This is a genomic window from Streptomyces sp. NPDC026062 (assembly GCF_055568375.1).
Map to the genome: position 1 here is coordinate 31,719 of NZ_JBVHOQ010000034.1, position 20,106 is coordinate 51,824.

At 72.3% G+C, this 20,106-nt stretch carries 18 protein-coding genes; 5 read left to right on the forward strand and 13 right to left on the reverse strand.

Annotated features, from left to right (window positions below):
- Nucleotides 1-10 precede the first annotated feature (10 nt).
- The 6 genes from ACZ4LX_RS27385 to ACZ4LX_RS27410 form a co-directional block, all read right to left on the reverse strand.
- On the reverse strand, nucleotides 11-586 hold the full coding sequence (locus ACZ4LX_RS27385) for a hypothetical protein (RefSeq protein ID WP_467649544.1): 576 nt from the start codon (nucleotides 584-586) through the stop codon (nucleotides 11-13).
- A gap of 232 nt (nucleotides 587-818) precedes the next feature.
- Nucleotides 819-1,616, reverse strand: coding sequence for a type III pantothenate kinase (locus ACZ4LX_RS27390; RefSeq protein ID WP_399310764.1), 798 nt, complete (start codon nucleotides 1,614-1,616; stop codon nucleotides 819-821).
- Nucleotides 1,616-2,659, reverse strand: coding sequence for a carboxylating nicotinate-nucleotide diphosphorylase (gene nadC / locus ACZ4LX_RS27395; protein WP_467649517.1), 1,044 nt, complete (start codon nucleotides 2,657-2,659; stop codon nucleotides 1,616-1,618). Before nadC ends, ACZ4LX_RS27390 begins: the two co-directional genes overlap by 1 nt.
- Nucleotides 2,660-2,661: 2 nt before the next feature.
- On the reverse strand, nucleotides 2,662-4,395 hold the full coding sequence (locus ACZ4LX_RS27400; protein WP_467649516.1) for an L-aspartate oxidase: 1,734 nt from the start codon (nucleotides 4,393-4,395) through the stop codon (nucleotides 2,662-2,664).
- Nucleotides 4,392-5,408: a pantoate--beta-alanine ligase gene (gene panC / locus ACZ4LX_RS27405; protein ID WP_467649515.1), complete on the reverse strand. Its 1,017-nt coding sequence runs from the start codon at nucleotides 5,406-5,408 to the stop codon at nucleotides 4,392-4,394. The genes ACZ4LX_RS27400 and panC overlap by 4 nt, the downstream gene beginning before the upstream one ends.
- Complete coding sequence (locus ACZ4LX_RS27410; RefSeq protein ID WP_467649514.1) at nucleotides 5,405-6,361, reverse strand: Rossmann-like and DUF2520 domain-containing protein; 957 nt, start codon at nucleotides 6,359-6,361, stop codon at nucleotides 5,405-5,407. The genes panC and ACZ4LX_RS27410 overlap by 4 nt, the downstream gene beginning before the upstream one ends.
- A 233-nt stretch (nucleotides 6,362-6,594) precedes the next feature.
- Between ACZ4LX_RS27410 and ACZ4LX_RS27415 the strand changes: the two genes are divergently transcribed.
- Nucleotides 6,595-7,827: a threonine aldolase family protein gene (locus tag ACZ4LX_RS27415; RefSeq protein WP_467649513.1), complete on the forward strand. Its 1,233-nt coding sequence runs from the start codon at nucleotides 6,595-6,597 to the stop codon at nucleotides 7,825-7,827.
- 154 nt (nucleotides 7,828-7,981) lie between these two features.
- Nucleotides 7,982-9,094 (forward strand): DUF5937 family protein, encoded by a 1,113-nt coding sequence (locus ACZ4LX_RS27420; protein WP_467649512.1) that lies wholly within the window; start codon nucleotides 7,982-7,984, stop codon nucleotides 9,092-9,094.
- A 138-nt stretch (nucleotides 9,095-9,232) separates the two neighbouring features.
- On the opposite strand, the gene ACZ4LX_RS27425 is transcribed toward ACZ4LX_RS27420, so the two are convergent.
- Together ACZ4LX_RS27425 and ACZ4LX_RS27430 are read right to left on the reverse strand one after the other, a co-directional pair.
- Nucleotides 9,233-9,907, reverse strand: coding sequence for a response regulator (locus tag ACZ4LX_RS27425; RefSeq protein ID WP_467649511.1), 675 nt, complete (start codon nucleotides 9,905-9,907; stop codon nucleotides 9,233-9,235).
- 140 nt (nucleotides 9,908-10,047) lie between these two features.
- The gene (locus tag ACZ4LX_RS27430) at nucleotides 10,048-11,268 is read right to left on the reverse strand and encodes a sensor histidine kinase (protein ID WP_467649510.1); all 1,221 of its coding nucleotides are present in this window, start codon (nucleotides 11,266-11,268) and stop codon (nucleotides 10,048-10,050) included.
- A 96-nt stretch (nucleotides 11,269-11,364) separates the two neighbouring features.
- Here ACZ4LX_RS27430 and ACZ4LX_RS27435 point away from each other — a divergent pair, with 96 nt between their 5' ends.
- Nucleotides 11,365-12,411 carry an SAM-dependent methyltransferase gene (locus ACZ4LX_RS27435; protein ID WP_467649509.1) on the forward strand — a complete coding sequence of 349 codons (1,047 nt, stop codon included), beginning with the start codon at nucleotides 11,365-11,367 and terminating at the stop codon, nucleotides 12,409-12,411.
- A 58-nt stretch (nucleotides 12,412-12,469) separates the two neighbouring features.
- The gene (locus ACZ4LX_RS27440) at nucleotides 12,470-13,612 is read left to right on the forward strand and encodes an NADH-quinone oxidoreductase subunit D (protein ID WP_467649508.1); all 1,143 of its coding nucleotides are present in this window, start codon (nucleotides 12,470-12,472) and stop codon (nucleotides 13,610-13,612) included.
- A 76-nt stretch (nucleotides 13,613-13,688) separates the two neighbouring features.
- Here the strand turns inward: ACZ4LX_RS27440 and ACZ4LX_RS27445 are convergent, their stop codons facing one another.
- The 4 genes from ACZ4LX_RS27445 to ACZ4LX_RS27460 all read right to left on the reverse strand — a co-directional run bounded on the left by ACZ4LX_RS27445 (nucleotide 13,689) and on the right by ACZ4LX_RS27460 (nucleotide 17,416).
- Complete coding sequence (locus ACZ4LX_RS27445) at nucleotides 13,689-14,738, reverse strand: hypothetical protein (RefSeq protein WP_467649507.1); 1,050 nt, start codon at nucleotides 14,736-14,738, stop codon at nucleotides 13,689-13,691.
- Between the two features lie 192 nt (nucleotides 14,739-14,930).
- Entirely contained in the window at nucleotides 14,931-15,917 is a 987-nt protein-coding gene (locus ACZ4LX_RS27450; RefSeq protein WP_467649506.1) for an ABC transporter substrate-binding protein, read from the reverse strand.
- Between the two features lie 70 nt (nucleotides 15,918-15,987).
- Nucleotides 15,988-16,662 carry an ABC transporter permease gene (locus ACZ4LX_RS27455; RefSeq protein WP_467649505.1) on the reverse strand — a complete coding sequence of 225 codons (675 nt, stop codon included), beginning with the start codon at nucleotides 16,660-16,662 and terminating at the stop codon, nucleotides 15,988-15,990.
- A gap of 4 nt (nucleotides 16,663-16,666) precedes the next feature.
- Nucleotides 16,667-17,416, reverse strand: coding sequence for an ABC transporter permease (locus ACZ4LX_RS27460; protein ID WP_467649504.1), 750 nt, complete (start codon nucleotides 17,414-17,416; stop codon nucleotides 16,667-16,669).
- Nucleotides 17,417-17,545: 129 nt separating this feature from the next.
- Between ACZ4LX_RS27460 and ACZ4LX_RS27465 the strand changes: the two genes are divergently transcribed.
- The gene (locus tag ACZ4LX_RS27465) at nucleotides 17,546-18,787 is read left to right on the forward strand and encodes an ABC transporter ATP-binding protein (protein ID WP_467649503.1); all 1,242 of its coding nucleotides are present in this window, start codon (nucleotides 17,546-17,548) and stop codon (nucleotides 18,785-18,787) included.
- A 115-nt stretch (nucleotides 18,788-18,902) separates the two neighbouring features.
- On the opposite strand, the gene ACZ4LX_RS27470 is transcribed toward ACZ4LX_RS27465, so the two are convergent.
- Entirely contained in the window at nucleotides 18,903-20,024 is a 1,122-nt protein-coding gene (locus ACZ4LX_RS27470; protein ID WP_467649502.1) for an alpha/beta hydrolase, read from the reverse strand.
- Between the last annotated feature and the right edge of the window lie 82 nt (nucleotides 20,025-20,106).

Here is a 20,106-nt window from a genome sequence, read left to right on the forward strand (position 1 = left end):
GTGAAAGGCCCTACCCCGCGGCGCGTTGCTGCGGCGGCGGGACCGGGCGCCGGCGGGGCGGGAAGACCTCGGAGGGCTTCGGCGCCGGACGCCCGGAGGGCGTGACCGGACGGGCCGGGGCCGCCGGGACCTTCGGCTCCTGCGGCTCCGCGGCGCGGCCGCCGGGCAGTGCGAGCAGCCGGCTGCGGGGCGCGGGCGCCGTGGCGGACACCGCGCGTCCGGCGAGACGGGCCCGCACCGAACGTTCCGCGAGCACCTGGCAGCGCTCCAGGAGCGCCGCGGCGGCCGCCCCGCCACGCAGGGCACGGAGCGCCGCGAGATCCTCGGGGCGGGGGTCGTACCCGGCGGCCAGAGCGTCCTGGAGGCGCTCCAGATATCCGCCGAGGGAGCCTGGGAGAGCGTTTCGGTAGCGGACGAGGTCGGCGAGGAGGAAGGCGCGCAGCCGTGCGGCCTCGCTGACCGCCTCGTCGACGGCACCCGCGAGCCGCAGGCAGTCCTGGACGTCCTCGTCGGGCAGGGGCGCGGGGTGGAGGGCGATGGCGAGGGCACGGCGGAGCACTCGCAGCTCGTCCGCGCTGAACGCCATACCGCCGCGTGATCCGTAAGGCGTGGGCATAACGCGATAATACGTGCTAAATGGACAAAATCCGCTTAACTGGCCGTCGGTGGCGCGGCGGCTCCTTGGGCCACGCCGTCTGCGGCCGCCCGGCCGCGTACGTCCAGGAGTCCCGGCCCACGCACGTCCAGGAGTGTCCGCGGGCCGGGCCGCGTACCGCCGGGAATCTCCGCGGGCCGGGCCGGAACTCCCGGGCCAGGGCTCAGAGACGCGACACGTTGCGCTCGTACACCAGGCGCAGCCCGATGAGCGTCAGCCAGGGCTCGTGCTCGTCGATGACGGAGGACTCGCCCAGCACCATCGGGGCGAGACCGCCCGTCGCGATGACCGTGACGTCGTCGGGGTCGGCCGCCAGTTCCTTCTTCATGCGCCCGACAACACCGTCGACCTGGCCCGCGAAGCCGTAGATGATGCCCGCCTGCATGGCCTCGACGGTGTTCTTCCCGATCACGCTGCGCGGCCGGGCCAGCTCGATCTTGCGCAGCTGGGCGCCCTTGACGCCCAGCGCCTCGACCGAGATCTCGATACCGGGCGAGATGACGCCGCCGGTGTACTCGCCCCGGGCGGAGACCGCGTCGAAGGTGGTGGCCGTGCCGAAGTCGACGACGATCGCCGGGCCGCCGTACAGATCGACGGCGGCGACCGCGTTGATGATGCGGTCCGCGCCGACCTCCTTCGGGTTGTCCATCAGGATCGGCACGCCGGTCTTGATGCCCGGTTCGACGAGGACGGCGGGAACGTCCCCGTAGTAGCGGCGGGTCACCTCGCGCAGCTCGTGCAGGACGGCCGGCACCGTGGAGCAGATCGCGATGCCCTCGATGCCGTCGCCCAGCTCCATGCCGAGCAGCGGGTGCATGCCCATCAGGCCCTGGAGCAGGACGGCCAGCTCGTCGGCGGTGCGGCGGGCATCGGTGGAGATGCGCCAGTGCTCGACGATCTCCTCACCGTCGAACAGTCCGAGGACCGTGTGGGTGTTGCCGACATCGATGGTGAGCAGCATCAGGCGCCGGCCCCGTCGGTGTCGCGGAAGTCCAGGCCGATGTCGAGGATCGGCGAGGAGTGGGTCAGCGCACCGACGGCCAGGTAGTCCACACCGGCCTCCGCGTAGGCGCGGGCGGAGTCGAGGGACAGCCGGCCCGACGACTCCAGGACCGCGCGGCCGCCGACGAGCGCGACGGCCTCGGCCGTCTGCGAGGGGGTGAAGTTGTCCAGCAGGATCAGATCGGCACCGGCGTCCAGGACCTCGGTGACCTGCTGCATCGTGTCGACCTCGACCTCGATCGCGAGGTCCGGGAACTCGTCCCTGACCCGCTTGAACGCCTCGGCGACCCCGCCCGCCGCGATCACGTGGTTGTCCTTGACCAGTGCGGCGTCGGACAGCGACATGCGGTGGTTGACTCCGCCGCCGCAGCGCACCGCGTACTTCTCCAGGGCACGCAGGCCGGGAGTCGTCTTGCGGGTGTCGCGGACCTTCGCCCTCGTGCCGTCCAGCACATCGGCCCAGGCGCGGGTGGCGGTCGCGATGCCGGAGAGCCTGCACAGCAGGTTGAGCGCGCTGCGCTCACCGGTGAGCAGGTCGCGGGTGCGGGTGGTGACGGTCAGCAGCTTCTGGCCCGGGACGACACGGTCGCCGTCCTCGACATGCCGCTCGACCTCGAACTCGTCCGTGCAGACGATGGAGAGCACGGCCTCCGCGACCCGCAGACCGGCCACGACACCCGCCTCACGGGCGGTGAAGTCGCCGGTGGCCACCGCGTCCTCGGGGACGGTGGCGACGGTCGTGACGTCCACCCCGCCGTCGAGGTCCTCCTCGATGGCGACGTGCGCGATGTCCTCGACGATGACCGGGTCCAGGCCCGCTTCGGCCAGGAGCCGGGCGAGCGCGGGGTCCAGACCGCACTCCAGGGCGTCCGGGTCGTAGCCGTCCTCCCCGCCGCAGCCGCAGCCGTCCCCGCAGCCGCCCGCGGCAGGTGCGGGCACGCCGATCTGGATCAGCGGTACGTCCACGGGTGTGGGGCGCGGATTCTCTTCGGGCGTGCTCACGGTTACGGCTCCTCGGGAGTGGGGTGGGTGGTGCCTGTCGCTGCGCAGTCCGGTGCCCCGGACGGTTGTACGGGCCCGAACGCCTCGGTATCCGTCCGACGGACGACGAGCTGCCGGTCGGGGGTGAGCCGTACGACGAGGTGGCGGCGCCAGTTCTCGTCGTCGCGCTCGGGCCGGTCCTCGCGCCAGTGGCAGCCGCGCGTCTCCTCGCGGTGGCGGGCGGCGGCGACCAGGACCCGGGAGACCAGGAGGAGGTTGGTGACCTCCCAGGCCTCGACCCCGGGCACCGCGTCCTTGGTCCCGGCCGCCCCGGCTTCGAGGACCGCGCTGCGGTGCAGTTCCTCCAGCTCGCCGGCGGCCGTGGCGAGGCTGTCGGCCGAGCGCAGGACGCCCGCACCGCGCGTCATGACGCGCTGGATCGTGCCCCGGGCCTCGGGGGGAAGCAGCGGGGAGGGGGGCGGCTTCCCCGCCACGGCCGCGCCCCCGCGGGGCCGTGCGGCGACGATGTCGGCCGCGATGCGCTCGGCGAACACGAGGCCTTCGAGGAGCGAGTTGGACGCCAGGCGGTTCGCGCCGTGCACTCCGGTGCAGGCGACCTCCCCGCAGGCGTAGAGACCGGGGACGGTCGTACGTCCGCGGAGGTCGGTGCGGATGCCGCCGGAGGCGTAGTGCGCGGCCGGGGCGACCGGGATCGGCTCGGTCACCGGGTCGATGCCATGGGCACGGCAGGCCGCCAGGATGGTGGGGAAGCGCTGCTCCCACATCTCGGCGCCGAAGTGACGGGCGTCGAGGTACATGTGCTCGGTGCCGTGGAGCTGCATCTGGCGGGTGATGGCCTTGGCGACGATGTCGCGCGGCGCCAGCTCCGCCAGTTCGTGCTGCCCGAGCATGAAACGCGTACCGGACGCGTCGACGAGATGGGCGCCCTCGCCCCGTACCGCTTCCGAGACGAGCGGCTGCTGCCCCTCGGCGCCGGAGCCGAGGAAGAGGACCGTGGGGTGGAACTGGACGAATTCGAGGTCCGAGACCTCCGCGCCGGCCCGCAGGGCGAGTGCCACGCCGTCGCCGGTGGAGACCGGCGGATTGGTGGTGGCGGAGAAGACCTGGCCCATGCCGCCGGTGGCCAGGATCACCGCGGGAGCGTTGACCGCGCCGACGCCGTCGTGCTGGCCCTCGCCCATGACGTGCAGGGTGACGCCCGCGGTACGGCCTTCGGCATCGGTGAGCAGGTCGAGCACGAGGGCGTTCTCGACGGTGTGCAGGGCGGCCTCGCGCACCGCTTCGACCAGGGCGCGGGAGATCTCCGCGCCCGTCGCGTCACCGCCCGCGTGGGCGATGCGGCGGCGGTGGTGGCCGCCCTCGCGGGTCAGCGCGATGGTGCCGTCGTCCGCGGTGTCGAAGTGGGCGCCGGTGCTGATCAGCCGGCGTACGGCGCCCGGGCCTTCCGTGACGAGGGTGCGGACCGCCGCCTCGTCGCACAGGCCCGCCCCGGCGACCAGGGTGTCGTCCAGGTGCTGTTCGGGGGTGTCGCCCTCACCGAGCGCGGCCGCGATGCCGCCCTGCGCCCAGCGGGTGGATCCGTCGTCGAGGCGGGCCTTGGTGACGACGACGGTGGCGAGGCCGGCGGCGGCGCAGCGCAGCGCGGTGGTGAGTCCGGCCACGCCGGAGCCGACGACCACGACATCGGCGTCGATGGACCAGCCGGGGGCGGGGGCGGTCAGCCGTATTCCGGTCACGCGGTGGCTCCGAAGGTCAGCGGGATGTTGTCGATGAGGCGGGTGGCGCCCACCCGGGCGGCAACGGCGAGGATCGCGTCGCCCTCGGTGCGGTCGTCGGGGATCTCGGTGAAGTCCACCGGGTCCACGAGCGCCAGGTAGTCGAGGGCCAGCGGGGGCTGTCCGGCCGCCGCGTCGTCCAGGACCGCGCGGGCCGCCGCGCGCACGGCCGCGGGGCCGCCGTCCGGCCGGGCCCGTGCGACCGCCTGGGCGTCGGCTGCCAGCCTGGCCTCGCCGAGCCGGGTGAGCCCGGCGGCCCGGCCCTCCGTAGCGCCCGCGGCCTGCGCGCGGGCCTGCAGCGCCTGCTGGGCGGCGAGCCGGTCACGGGCCGCGAACAGCGCGCGGGACAGGGCGAGGGCCGTGCGGCGCTCGTGCGGGTCGAGGAAGCGGTTGCGGCTGGAGCGCGCGAGGCCGTCGGGCTCCCGGGCCGTCTCCACGCCCACGATCTCCACGGGGAAGTTCAGATCACGCACCATGCGGCGGATCAGCGCCAGCTGCTGGGCGTCCTTCTGCCCGAAGAAGGCGGCATCGGGGCGGGTGAGGTGGAGCAGCTTGGCGACGACGGTGAGCATGCCGTCGAAGTGCCCGGGGCGCGAGGCCCCTTCCAGACGCTCACCCATCGGGCCCGCGGAGATCCGGACCTGCGGTTCTCCGCCGGGGTAGACCTCGTCGGCGGACGGTGCGAAGACCACGTCGGCGCCGGCCGCGCCGGCCACCGCGAGATCGGCGTCCAGGGTCCGCGGATAGCGGTCGAGGTCGGCGGCCTCCCCGAACTGGAGCGGGTTGACGAAGACGGTGACGACGACCTGTCCGGCCGGACCCACAACCGCACGCGCGGTTTGTATCAGGGAGGCGTGGCCCTCGTGCAGAGCGCCCATCGTCATGACGACGGCACGCTCGGCCCGGTCGCCGCCGGGGGCGTACTCCGCCAGCTCGGCGGCGGTACGGAGCAGGGCGGCGGCGGATGCGGTCATCGGGACTCCTCCGGTCCGGTACCGGCGCTGCCGGAGGCACCCGAGCCGTCGGCCAGGATGCCGAGCAGGTCCTCGGCGAGCTCCGGCTTGAGCATGCCGTGGGCGAGCGCGCGGTCGGCGGTGGCGCGGGCCATCGCGACATAACCGGCCACTGCCTGCGGGGCGTGGGTGCGCAGCTCGCCGATGTGCGCGGCGACCGTGCCCGCGTCGCCCCGGGCGACCGGGCCGGTCAGGGCGGCGTCACCGGAGCGCAGGGCGTTGTCCAGGGCGGCGCCGAGCAGGGGGCCGAGCATCCGGTCGGGAGCGGTGACCCCGGCCGTGCGCAGCAGCTCCATGGACTGGGCGACCAGGGTGACCAGGTGGTTCGCGCCCAGGGCGAGAGCGGCGTGGTAGAGCGGGCGGGACTCCTCGGCGATCCATTCGGGCTCGCCGCCCATCTCGATGACCAGCGCCTCGGCGGCGAGCCGCAGCTGTTCGGGGGCGGTGACCCCGAAGGAGCAGCCCGCCAGCCGCTGGACGTCCACCGAGGTGCCGGTGAACGTCATCGCCGGATGCAGGGCGAGCGGCAGGGCGCCGGCCCGCAGGGCGGGATCCAGCACCTTCGTCCCGTACCGGCCCGAGGTGTGGACGATCAGCTGGCCGGGGCGGACCGCACCCGTTTCGGCAAGGCCTTCGACGAGCCCCGGCAGGGCGTCGTCGGGCACCGTCAGCAGGACCAGTTCCGCGCGCGCGAGGACCTCGGCGGGCGGTACGAGGGGGACATCGGGGAGCAGGGCGGCGGCGCGGCGCACCGAGGCGTCGGAGACACCCGAGACGGCGACCGGGTGATGCCCGGCGAGCGCCAGGGACGCGGCGAGGGCGGGGCCGACCCGGCCCGCGCCCACGACGCCGACGGTGAGCCGGGCGGGGCGGTCCCTCACGTCGAGGGGATCCTGCGGGGCGTTTGCGTTCACGCGGCGGTGCCTTCCGTTCCAGTCCGCGGGGGGTACCGGACGATTTCTCTGCATGCTACGCCAGCGTTTCGTCCAGCCGTCCGACTGTCCACAGCCTGTGGGAAACTCCCGGCCGCGGCGGCCCCGGCGGGCCGGGGAGCATCCCGCCCCTGCGGGCAGGAGCGCCCCCGCCCTGTGAGCAGGGGCATCCTTATCCTGTGGGCAGAGGCTGCGTTCTGCGTGATGATCGTCCCATGGCAGACAGAGACGAGCAGGTGCGCGACGAGGCGGCGGACGGGACACCGGTCCCGCTCGGGAACGGGGACGGGGACGAGGACGCCGACCGGCAGCGGCTGCGCCGCACCAGCGCGTGGCGGCAGGCCGAACGGATTCTGTCCCGGATGCCGGTGGACCGCTCACTCGGCGAGCAGCTGGCGGCACTGACGGCGGGCGCGGCCACGGTCACCGATCCGGACCAGCCGGCGGACATCTACGGCGACGGCGTCGTCGCCGAACTGGAACAGCGGATCGCCGGGCTGCTGGGGACCGAGGCCGCCGCGTTCTTCCCGACCGGGACGATGGCGCAGCAGGTCGCGCTGCGCTGCTGGGCCGGGCGTACCGGCAACGCGACGGTGGCCCTGCACCCGCTCGCCCACCCCGAGACGCACGAGCGCGGCGCCCTGTCGGCGGTCAGCGGGCTGCGTACCGTCCACCCGACGTCCGCGCCGCGGCTGCCCACGGCGGAGGAGGTCCGCGACTTCCCCGAGCCGTTCGGCACCCTGATGCTGGAGCTGCCGCTGCGCGACGCCGGCTTCGTCCTGCCCACGTGGGAAGAGCTGGAGGAGGTGGTGGCGGCGGCTCGCGAGCGCGACGCGGTGGTGCACTTCGACGGGGCACGGCTGTGGGAGTGCGCCTCCCGCTTCGGGCGTGAACTGCCGGAGATCGCGGCGCTCGCGGACAGTGTGTACGTGTCGTTCTACAAGACCCTCGGCGGAATCTCCGGAGCGGCGCTCGCCGGTTCCGCCTCGCTGATCGAGGAGGCCCGCACCTGGCGGCACCGGTACGGCGGCCAGCTCTTCCAGCAGTTCCCGGCGGCCCTCGCCGCGCTGATCGGCCTGGACCGGGAGCTGCCGAAGCTGCCGTCGTACGTGGCGCAGGCGAAGGTGGTGGCCGAGGCGCTGGCCGAAGGGTTCACGGAGGCCGGTGCCGCATGGTTCCGGGTGCATCCGGAACCACCGCACACGCACCAGTTCCAGGTCTGGCTGCCCTACCCGCCGGAAGTCCTGGGGGAGGCCTCCGTACGTCAGGCGGAGGAGACGGGCGTGGCCCTCTTCCGCAGGTGGCACCCGGCTGCCGCGGGCCCGCCCGGACTGTCGTTCACCGAGGTCACGGTGTCGGAGGCGGGGCTGGAGTGGACGGCGGACGACGTCCGCGCGGCAGCGGTGGAGTTCCTGAAGCGGGTGGAACGGCGGCAGGGGCGGGCGTAGCGGTCCGGCCGGCCGGACGCGCGCGGAGGGTGTGGGCCACCCGCACACGTAGCCCGTACGGGTGGGAAGCGTCCGGCCCCGGGCCGCCGATTGACGACTGCCGTCAATCGGCGGCGCCCCCGTCACGGCCACCCTCCACCATGGAGAGGTGAGCGTGACCATCAACATCGCGGGCCTCGATCCCGACCGCATCGTCTTCGAGACGTCCCCTCTGGCCGAGCTGGGGCTGGCCCTGCACGCACTCTTCGAGTCCGGGCACCATCCGGGACTGAACGGCTGGGCGACAGCGACCGCCGCGGCCCTGGAACCGGATCTGGCCGACCGGCTCCACGACGCCGAGTTCCTGTGGCGGAACACCTTCTCCGATGTCTTCATGCCGTTCGCGGGGGTCCGGGGCGGCGACGGCAGGACGGGCGCGGACCTGGCCGAGGACCTGGACATCCTGGACCGGCTGGACGACGAGCGGTTCGTCTCCGCAGCCCTGGAGTTCACCTGCGCCGCGCTCTACGGGACCGGCGCGCCCTCGCCCCTCAGCGACCCCGCCATGCGCGCCCGGGCCCTGGACATGGCAGCGGCGCGCGGCCCGCAGCAGACGGAGTTCACCCAGCGGCTGCTCGCCGACCCCGCCTCCGTACGCGGCTGGATCAGACGGCTCTTCGAGGACTGCGACCAGGCGTTCTTCGCGGACACCTGGCGCCGGGTGCGGGTCCAGCTGGTGGCCGACGCCCGGCACAAGACGGATCTGCTGCACCGCAAGGGGCTGGGCGAGGCGATGGGCGCCGTCTCCGCCGCGCTCACGGTCGACGACGACGGGAGGCGGATCAGCGTCGACAAGCTGAACCACGGCTCGACCGACGCCACCGACCCGGCCGTCGGCATCGGTCTGACCCTCATCCCGAGCAGCTTCGGCTGGCCGCACCTGATGGTGCTGCACGCCCCGGGCTGGCGTCCGGTGATCCACTACCCCGTGCACCGGCCCGAACTGCCCTCGCCCGCTTCCGTCGAACTGCTCCAGCTGCGGATGGAGGCACTGGCCCACCCGATGCGGATGCGGCTGTGCCGCAACCTCGCGCGCTCGCCTTACACGACGGGGGAGCTCGCCGACTCGAACGGCATCACGTCCCCCGAGGTCTCCCGCCATGTCACGGTCCTCAAGAAGGCCGGCCTGGTCACGACGCGTCGCCGTGGCCGGTACGTACTGCACCAGCTGGACCTGACCGTGGTGGCGCGGCTCGGCAGCGACTTCCTGGAGGGGATCCTGCGCTGAGGGGCCGGGCCGGCGGGGCGGTGCTGTGCGGCGGGGCAGCGCGGGGCCGTGCGGGGCGGTCCGGCGTGGGATGGGGCTGTCCGGCGGCAGGCGGCGGCCCGCCCGAGGGCCGTTGCCCCGGAGCAGCGCGCCACCCGGTCAGCCCGCCCCGCCTCCGGCGCGCACCAGCCCGGTCTCGTACGCGAGGACGACGACCTGCACCCGGTCGCGCAGGCCCAGCTTGGTCAGGATGCGGCCGACGTGCGTCTTCACGGTCGCCTCGGAGAGCACCAGGCGTCCCGCGATCTCGCCGTTCGACAGCCCCTGGGCCACCAGGAGCATCACCTCGCGCTCGCGTTCGGTGAGCTTGGCGACGTCCTTGTGCTGCGGCTCGGCCGTACCGCTGGGCAGCATCGGGGAGAAGCGGTCGAGCAGCCGCCGCGTGGTGGACGGCGCGACGACGGCGTCGCCGCTGTGCACGGAACGGATCGCCGCGAGCAGTTCGCCCGGCGGCACGTCCTTCAGCATGAAGCCGCTGGCACCCGCCTTCAGCCCGGAGAAGGCGTACTCGTCGAGGTCGAACGTCGTCAGGATGAGCACCTTGGGCGCATCGGGCTGCGCGCAGATGCGGCGGGTGGCCTCCACACCGTCCAGCCGGGGCATGCGCACGTCCATCAGCACCACGTCGACGGCGGTGGAGCGGAGGTTCTCGATCGCCTCCGCGCCGTCGCTGGCCTCGGCGACGACCTCCATGTCCGGCTGCGCGGCGAGCACCATCCGGAAGCCGGTGCGCAGCAGGGCCTGGTCGTCGACGAGCATCACGCGGATCGCCATGGGTCACTGTCTCCTGTTCGTCTTCGTCATGCGGTCGGTTTCGGCGTCGCGCACCGCCCGGGGCCGTGCGGTGCGTCACGCAATGCCCGGGGTCGTGCGCGGCGCGATGCCCTGGTGCCGTGCGCGACGCACCGCACGGGCTAGTTCGCGGCCTTGAGCGGCAGCAGCGCGCTGATCCGGAATCCGCCCCCGGGACGCGGCCCGGCGTCGAGCGTGCCGCCCACCATGCCGACCCGTTCGCGCATGCCGATCATGCCGTGGCCCGCGCCGTCGGCGCCGCCGTCCTCGTACAGCTCGTGTGCCGCACCCCGGCCGTCGTCCTCCACCAGCAGGCCGAGGCCGTCGTCGAAGTAGACCAGCCGCACGCTGGCCCCGGCGTCCGGACCGCCGTGCTTGCGGGTGTTCGTCAGGGCTTCCTGCACGATGCGGTACGCCGTCAGCTCGACACCGCTGGGCAGCGAGCGCGGGGTGCCCTCGATCCTGAAGTCGACGGCCAGTCCGGCCGCCCTGACCTGAGCGATCAGGTCCTCGATCTGCTCGACGTCGGGCTGCGGGACGTACTCCCCCGTCTCCGGGCCGTCCCCCGTGCGCAGGACGCCCAGCAGTCGCCGCATCTCCGCGAGCGCCTGCCGGCCGGTGCTGGAGATCGTCTCCAGCGCCTGCCGGGCCTGGTCGGGGGCCGCTTCCATCACATAGGCGGCACCGTCCGCCTGCACCACCATCACGGAGACGTTGTGCGCGACGACGTCGTGGAGTTCGCGGGCGATACGGGCCCGCTCGGCCGCCACCGCGACCTTCGACTGCGCCTCGCGCTCCCGCTCCAGCCGCGCGGCGCGCTCCTCCAGCTGGTCGAAGTAGGCCCGCCGGGTCCGCATCGAGTCGCCGAGCACCCAGGCCAGGACGAACGGCACCGTCATCACGACCACGAGGAACACCGACTCCACCCAGCCGCGCGGCACCCCGTCCCGCTCCGGCCAGCGGATCTGGGAGAGACCGGCCGCGCACAGGCTGCACACCAGGGCGAGCCGGGACGCCCAGCGTTCCCCGACGGTGGCCACGGTGAAGGTGATCACCAGCATGGCGAAGTTCGCGAGGGTGGGACCGACCCCCATCACCAGCTGGACCACGCCCATCCCGATGGCGAGCAGCAGCATCTTCTCGGGCGCGCGCCGACGCAGCGCGACGACGACGCAGAGGCCGATGACGATCGGCACCACGGCCACCCGCTGCGCCCGGTCGCCGTCCCCGACCCCGGCCCCGCCGACCACGATCGTCATGCCGGAGATCCCGAGGAGGAAGACGGCCCAGAAGCAGTCGACGCCCGTCGGGTGTCTGCGGATGAAGTCGTAGAGGCGCTGCACGTAACCCAGCGTAGGGAAAGCCAATGGGTGCCCGGGTCAGCCGAAGGGCCGATCCGGGTCCGGAGACCGTACTCCCCAAGGTGGAGACTTGGGAACGTGATGGATGAGTGGCGTGGGTGGCAGGAGGCGGCCGAGTCCGCTTTGTACGGGGACGAGGGGTTTTACCGGCGCCCCGAAGGGCCCGCGGGGCATTTCCGTACTTCGGTGCACGCCTCCCCGCTGTTCGCCTCGGCCGTCGCCCGGCTGCTGGTCGGGACGGCCGCGGAACTGGGGACCCCGGATGTGGACCTGGTGGATCTGGGGGCGGGGCGCGGAGAGCTGTTGACGGGGGTGCTCGCCGCGCTGCCGGCGGAGGGCGGGGACGGCCTCACGGTACGGGCGTACGCCGTGGAACTCGCCGCCCGCCCGCCCGGCCTGGACCCGCGGGTGCGCTGGTGCGCGGAGCCGCCGAAGGGGGTGCGCGGGCTGCTGTTCGCCAACGAGTGGCTGGACAATGTCCCGGTCCCGGTCGCCGAGACGGACGCGGACGGCGTCGAACGGTACGTCCTGGTGCGGACGGCGGACGGCGCGGAGCGGCCGGGCGAACCCGTGAGCGGGGCCGACGCGCGCTGGCTGCGCCGCTGGTGGCCGTCGGCGGGGCCGGGCAGCCGGGCCGAGATCGGCCGCCCGCGCGACGAGGCGTGGGCGGACGCGGTCTCCACGCTGACCGCCGGCCTCGCGGTCGCGGTCGACTACATGCATGTACGCGAGGAGCGGCCACGGTTCGGCACGCTGACCGGCTTCCGGGCGGGGCGGGAGGTGCGCCCGGTGCCGGACGGCAGCTGCGACCTCACCTCGCACGTGGCGCTGGACGCGTGCGCGGCGGCGGGCGGGCCGGGCGCGGAGATCCGCAGCCAGCGCGAGGCGCTGCGGCAGCTGGGCGTCAGCGGTGAACGCCCGCCGCTGTCCCTGGCGTCGGACGACCCGGCCGGCTACGTGCGCGCCCTGGCATCGGCGGGGCAGGCGGCCGAGCTCACGGCCCGGGGCGGTCTGGGCGACTTCGGCTGGCTGATGCATCGGGTGGGCACTCCCCGCCCTCACAGCCCTTCCGACTCTCCCCGCCCTTGCGGCTCTTCCGGCTCCCCCGGCCCTTCCGGCGGCTGAGGAGCCGGGTCCGGGGGCAGCGCCCCCGGACCGGGGCCCGCAGGCGATACTGTCCCCCATGACGGAGACGACAGTCGGCATCGGCGGCGCGGCGGAGAGCACCGACATGGTGCTCAACATCGGCCCCCAGCACCCTTCCACCCACGGCGTGCTCCGTCTGCGCATCGTCCTCGACGGTGAACGCGTCCAGCACGCGGAACCGGTCATCGGCTATATGCACCGCGGCGCGGAGAAGCTCTTCGAGGCCCGCGACTACCGGCAGATCGTGATGCTCGCCAACCGCCACGACTGGCTGTCGGCGTTCTCCAACGAACTGGGCGTCGTGATGGCCGTCGAGCGGATGCTCGGCATGGAGGTGCCGGAGCGCGCGGTATGGACCCGTACCCTGCTCGCCGAGCTGAACCGGGTGCTCAACCACCTGATGTTCCTCGGTTCGTACCCGCTGGAACTCGGTGGGATCACACCGGTGTTCTACGCGTTCCGGGAGCGCGAGGACCTCCAGGCCGTGATGGAGGAGGTCTCCGGCGGCCGGATGCACTACATGTTCAACCGGGTCGGCGGCCTCAAGGAGGACCTTCCGGCGGGGTGGCTCGGCCGTGCCCGGGACGCTGTCGCCTCGGTCCGCTCCCGGATGGACGTCTACGACAAGCTGGTGCTCGGCAACGAGATCTTCCGGGGCCGTACGCGCGGGGTGGGCGTCCTGTCGGCCGAGGCCGTCCACGCCTACGGGGTGTCCGGGCCGATCGCCCGCGCCTCGGGCGTCGACTTCGACCTGCGGCGCGACGAGCCGTATCTCGCGTACGGGGAGCTCCAGGACACCCTGAAGGTCGTCACCCGGACCGACGGAGACTGCCTGGCCCGGTTCGAATGCCTGCTGGAGCAGACCCACAACGCCCTGGACCTGGCGGACGCCTGCCTGGACCGGATGGTCGAACTGGCCCCGGGACCGGTCAACCAGCGACTGCCCAAGGTCCTCAAGGCCCCCGAGGGCCACACCTACGCCTGGACCGAGAACCCGCTCGGCGTCAACGGCTACTACCTGGTGTCCAAGGGCGAGAAGACTCCGTACCGGCTGAAGCTCCGCTCCGCCTCGTTCAACAACATCCAGGCGCTCACCGAACTGCTGCCGGGCACGCTCGTCGCCGACATGGTGGCGATTCTCGGCTCGCTGTTCTTCGTCGTCGGCGACATCGACAAGTAGCCGGTGTTCTGCCGCCGGGCCCGGCCCGGCTCCACCCCGCCCTGTTCCGCGGGCCCACGTCGTGTGGCGTGGCGCTCTACGAGATCGCGCTGCGCAGCTCCGCCACGTCCAGCTGCTCGGTCTCGTCGTGCGCGGTCAGGTCGATGACCTTGCCGACGGCCCGGTTCCCGGCCGTGCCCGTACGGTGCGCGGCCAGCGCCTCCTCGCCCACCACGTCGGCGAGGTCCTCGTTCTGCACGGACTCGATCGCCGCATGCGCCTTCTGCGTACCGAAGAAGTCGAAGCTTCCCTGCGGCACCAGGTGACGGCGGGACGCCGCGTACGGAACGACCGCACCAGCTGCCGGCACCGCGCGCGGTGCGGGCAGCGCCGGGGACGGCCGGGTCGCGGGCAGGGCGGCCTGGGGACGGCGGTACTGATCCGTACCCGCATACCCTGCGCCCGTCTGCCCGGCACCCGGCTGCGGGCCCGGGGCCGCCGCGTGCCTGCCCCTCGGCTCCTCCGCTTCCGCGGCCCGCTCGGCGAGATCGCGCTTCCTGGCCTGCTCGGCGGTGCGCCGCGCCTCCTGGAGTGCCCCGTTGCGCGTGAGGTCGGCGAGGGCCTGGGCAGCGCGCAGATACCCGGACGGCGTCGGGGTGCTGCGCGCGGCGGGCAGTTCGCGGGGCGGCGCGGCCGCCTCCAGCGCGAGCTGCCGGCGGCTCTCCAGCACACTGGCGCGCTCGGTCTCGGCGTTGGCGTACCGCCGCAGCAGCGCGGCGTGCTCGCCCCGCAGTCCGGCGAGCTCCACCCGCTTGCGGCGCAGCTTCGCCTCCAGACGGGCACGCAGCTCGCGCGACTCCTCCAGATCGGCTTCCAGTTCCGCCGCGCGTTCCTCGGCACGCCATTCGTCACTGGCGCGGGCGCGTGTCAGCTCCGCGACGCGAAGACCCGCCTCCCGGTCCCAGCCGCGCATCAGATACGCGCCGGTGACGGCGGCTGCCGCCACGGCGGCGACCAGTCCGCGAAGAACCAGCGGATCGGCGGGCAGCCAGGCTCCCGCGGCACAGAGGACAGCGGCTCCGGCGACGGCCGCAGGCGGAAGGATTCTGTGCAGCGGTGGCGAATGGCGATGGCGTCCACGTGACATGGCCCGAAATTTACCGTGCGTGCGGGCCTCTTGGGGGGCCGCCCGGCAATCTGTTCCCGGCCAGTTACCTGAAGACCCCTGAATCACTCACTCCACTCCTGCCGGAAGGAGTTTCCGTACGTCTTCCGGGGCCCTGCCGGGCTCGCCCCGCAGGGCCCTTTCGGAACCGTGCGGGGCGTTGCCCGGCGTTCACTACTTCTTGATCAGACCTTTCGTCTCCAGGTATTCCCTGGCCACATCCGCGGGCTTGGCGCGCTCGGCGTCGACCTTGCGGTTCAGCTCCGCAAGATCCTCAGTGGTGAGCGCGTCGGTGAGCTTGCCGAGGGCGTCGGCTATGTCCTGGGAACCGGCGTCCCGCGCATTGACGACGGGCAGCACGTTGTCCGCGTTCTGGAGCTTCTTGTCGTCCTCCAGGAAGACCAGGCCGAAGGTGTCCAGCACCGCGTCCGTGGTGGTGGTGAGGACCAGCTGGTCCTTGCCGTCCTTCACGGCCTGCTTGGACTGCGGGGTGCCGACTCCCTTGGGGTCGATGCCGGTGACGTCGATGCCGTACGTCTTCTTCAGCCCCGGCGCGCAGAACGGCCGCACCTCGCACTCGTCACCCGCCGCGATCTTCACCTTGATCTTGGAGGCGCCGAGATCCGAAAGACTCTTGAGCTTGTTCTTCTCGGCGAATTCCCTGGTGACCGCGAAGGCGTTCTGGTCGACGGCCTTGCCGGCCGGCAGCACCTTCAGCCCGCGCGGAGTGGCGAGCTTCTCCAGAGCGGCGACCGTGGCCGCGGTGTCACCCGAGGCGACGGGATCGGACTCGGCCGCCTTCGCCCCGTTCACCTTGGCGTTGAGGAATTCCGCGATCGTCGCGGCATATTCCGGGACGACGTCGATCTCGCCCTTCTCCAGGGAGGGTTCGTAGAGTTCGCGGTTCTTCACGGTCGTGATCGACGTGCTGTATCCGGCGTCGGACAGCACACCGGCGTACAGCTCCGCGAGCACCTTCGACTCGGTGAAGGCGGCGGCGCCGACGACCAGGGAGCCCTTCTTCTCCGAGCCGTTGTCCCCGGCGGACGCGGCGGATCCGCCCTTGTCCTTCTCCAGGCTGTCGCCACCGCAGGCGGCGAGCGAGCCCGCGAGCGCGACGATGCCGACGACCGCGCCTGTGATGCGCGAGGTCCTGCTCATGATGTTCTCCGTCCACGGCAACGAGGCCTTAGGTGACTGGCGTGATCGGTGGTTCGAGCCGGCCGGACCCTCATGCCGTCCGGCGGCGGCGCAGCGGTGACAGCAGCCGGTCGATGCCGACCAGCGCCGCCTCCACCAGCAGGGCGAGCACGGCGACCAGCAGGGCGCCCGCGACCACCTGCGGGGTGTTGTACGTGTTGAAGCCGGCGGTGATGATCCGGCCGAGGCCCCCCTGGCCGACCATCGCGGCGATCGTCGCCGTGGCCACGACCTGCACCGCGGCCGAACGCAGCCCGGTCATGACCATGGGGTAGGCCAGCGGGAGTTCGACACGGAGGAAGAGCTGGCCGCCCGACATGCCCATCCCCCGCGCGGCCTCCGCCACCGACCGGTCCACCTCCGTCATCCCGACGTAGGCGTTGGTCAGCAGCGGCGGTACGGCGAACAGCACCAGGGCGATGATCGTCGGTATGTATCCCGCGTTGCGCAGGGGCGAGACCATGAAGAGCGCCAGCACCGCGAAGACCGGGACGGCGCGCCCGACGTTGGAGATGTTGACGGCCAGCGCACCCCCCTTCCCGAGGTGACCCAGATACAGGGCGATGGGCAGTGCGATCGCGCACGACAGGGCGAGCGCCACCCCGCTGACGTACAGGTGCTCACCGAGCCGGTGGGCCACCCCGCTCTCCCCCGACCAGTTGGCACCGGTGGTGAGCCATGTCCATGCCTCGCCGAGAACTCCCATGGGCTCAGACCGCCTTCACCGGGCCGGCCGCGACGGCGCCGTCGCGGATCACATCGTCGGCACCGTCGCTGATGCCATCGCGGGCAGCCGATATCCGGGTCCACGGGGTCAGCAGCCGCTGCACACCGAGCAGCAGCAGATCCGCGACCACCGCGAGCAGCACACAGAGCACCGAGGCCGCCAGCACCTGCGCCTTGAAGAAGCTCGGCAGGGCGTCCTCGATGAGATTGCCCAGGCCGCCTCGGCCGACGATCGATCCGACCGTGGTCAGCGCGATCGTGGACACCGTGGCGATCCGTATCCCGGCCATCAACGCGGGCATCGCAAGGGGGAGTTCCACCTCCCAGAGGAGCCTCACCGGCCCGTACCCCATCCCCCTGGCGGCTTCCTTCGCCTCCTGCGGCACCGCCTCCAGGCCCGCCAGGATGTTCCGCACGAGAATGGTCAGCGAATACAGCACGAGTCCGGTGACGACGAGGGCCGCCGAGAGCCCGAACAGGGGCAGCAGCAGCGAGAACATGGCGAGCGACGGCACCGTGTAGAGCACCGTCGTCAGCCCGAGAACCGGTCCGGCGAAGTGCCGGCCGCGACGGGCGAGCAGTGCCAGCGGAAAGGCCACGGCGATCCCGATCACGACCGATACCGCGGTGATCCAGATGTGCTGGACCGTCGCATCGGTCAACTCCTGGCTACGGGAACGGAGATACTCCCCGCAGATCCAGTCGTTCGTCACCAGGCAGTTCTGTCCGGCCATCCGCCCCCCACCTCCCGATCGCCTCTCGTACTGATGTCCGGCGAGCCTATCCTCGACCACTGACAATCGCCGAGGCCGTTGTATTCCAGCAACACGTCCTTCACAGAACACGCGCGACAATGGGGAACCATGATCCGTTTCGAGCACGTCACCAAGCGGTATGCGGACGGCACCACCGCCGTCGACGACCTTTCCTTCGAGGTCGCCGAAGGTGAACTGGTCACGCTCGTCGGGCCTTCGGGGTGCGGCAAGACGACCACCATGAAGATGGTGAACCGGCTGATCGAACCGTCCGAGGGCCGGATATTCCTCGACGGGGACGACATATCCGCCATTGATCCCGTCCAACTGCGGCGCCGCATCGGCTATGTGATCCAGCAGGTGGGACTTTTCCCGCACCGGACAGTGCTGGAGAACACCGCGACCGTCCCCCATCTCCTCGGCTGGAAACGCGGAAAGGGCCGAGCCCGCGCCGCGGAACTCCTCGACCTGGTCGGACTCGATCCCTCCGTTTATGGTGACCGCTATCCGGAACAGCTGTCCGGTGGTCAGCGCCAACGCGTCGGTGTGGCACGCGCATTGGCGGCGGACCCGCCGGTTCTGCTGATGGACGAGCCTTTCGGCGCGGTCGACCCGGTGGTCAGGGAACGGCTGCAGAACGAATTCCTGCGGCTTCAGGCCCAGGTACGCAAGACCGTGCTGTTCGTCACGCACGACATCGAGGAGGCCGTCCGGCTCGGCGACCGTATCGCCGTCTACGGACAGGGATCGATCGAGCAGTTCGACTCACCGGCCACCGTGCTCGGCGCCCCCGCCACCGACTACGTCGCCGACTTCGTCGGCGCCGACCGCGGGCTCAAGCGGCTCTCGGTCACCCCCGTCGAGGAGAGCGACCTCGAACGTCCGCCGGTCGTCCACCTCGACGACCCGCTGGCCACCGCCACCGAACGGCTGCGCGCCGACGGGGCACGCTGGGCCGTGGTGCTGGACGGCGACGGCCGGCTGCACGGCTGGATCCCGGCCGGTGACGCACCCACCGGGGCCACGGGCACGGTCCGCGAACACGCCCGCCGAATGGAGGCCCGGCTGCCCGTAGGCGCACCGCTCAAGCAGGCCTTCGCCACCATGCTCCAGCACGACGCCGGGTGGATCGCGGTCATCGACGAGCAGAGCGAGGGCCGGTTCCTGGGCGTGCTCACCCCGGCCCGCCTCCACGAGGCGCTGCGCCGGTCCATCAACGCGGACGGCCGCGACGTACCCCGCGCCGAGGTGGCGGTGGAGAGCGTGGCGGGCGTGGCGGGCACAGCAGGCGTGGCGGGCACAGCAGGCACGGCAGGTGTGACGGGTACGGCGGAGAGCACGGAGGGCTGATCCGGCCACTCCCTTGGGCGCGTCCGGATCAGCCCTCGCCGATCCGGCCACTCCCGCAACCCCGCGTCCGGTCGGCCCTCGCCCATCCGGCCACGCACTCCCCGGCCGCGTCCGGTCAGTTCTCGCTGAGCCGGCTGCTCATCCAGTCCAGGGTCGCGGGGATCTCCCGGCGCCAGGTGTTGAAGTTGTGCCCGCCGCTGTCGAGCACGATCGACGAGACACGGGCGGGCCGCTTCACCTTGGCCACGAACGCTTGGGTGGCCGCGTAGTTCGACTCGCCCGTGCGGGACGTCGTCACCAGGAAGGAGGAGTCGGGCTGCGGCAGGTGGTCCAGGGACCACAGCAGGTCGGCACGCTCGCGCGCCCCCCGGTCGCCATGGAAGAGGTCACCGGTCGTCGGGTCCTCGGCCGCCTTGTAGTACGCGGAGAGTCCCGCGCTCGCGGCGAAGCGCGCCGGATGGTGCAGCCCGATCTTCAGGGCGCAGTAGCCACCGGTCGAATTGCCGATGATGCCCCAGTTGCGGGCGTTCCGTCCGACCCGGTAGCCGGCCGAGACCGCGGACGGCAGATCGTCCGCGAAGAACGTCTCGGTCTTCGGACCGCCCTTTATGTCCACGCACTCGGTGTCCCTCGGCGGCGCCAGGGTCGGACGCAGCATCACCAGGACCATCGGCTGCGAGCGGCCCGCCCGCACCCGTTCGAGCGATGTCTTGGGGTACGCGAGCCCCTTGATGAGGTTCTCGGAGGTGCCCGGGTATCCGGTGAGCACCACGACCGCGGGGAACTTCCGCCGGGCGTACGCCTCCTGGAAGTACTCCGGCGGCAGGTACACGTACGCCGAGGTCTCGATCCCCGAGTGCCGCCCCGCTATCACCACCTTGTCGATCCGGCCGGCCAGTGCGGGCCGTGAGCCACCCGGCACATCGGGCTGCTGCGTCCCCACCCGGACGATGTTCCTCGCCGCCAGGGTCCCCCGGGCGTGGTCGGTCACCACCCCCAGCTCCTGCTTCTGACCGAACAGGTCGGCCCAGGAGCCGTAGAAGAGGAACGAGTTGTTGGCCATCAGGCCGACGGAGGCGAAGACCGCCACCTGCGTGGCCAGCAGCAGCCCCACCCTGCCGAACACCGCGGCGACGCTGCGCCGGGCGAGCCTCGGCCAGAGCCAGATCGTGACGGCGAACAGCGCGACGGCAAGCACGATCGCCAGGATCAGGACTGCGTTACCGGTAAGGCCCATGGCGGTTGACTTTCTTGTCAGGAAATTTCCGGGTCATGGATGAACCCATGGCCGGGATGCCTCGTCCTAGAGGTCGCACATC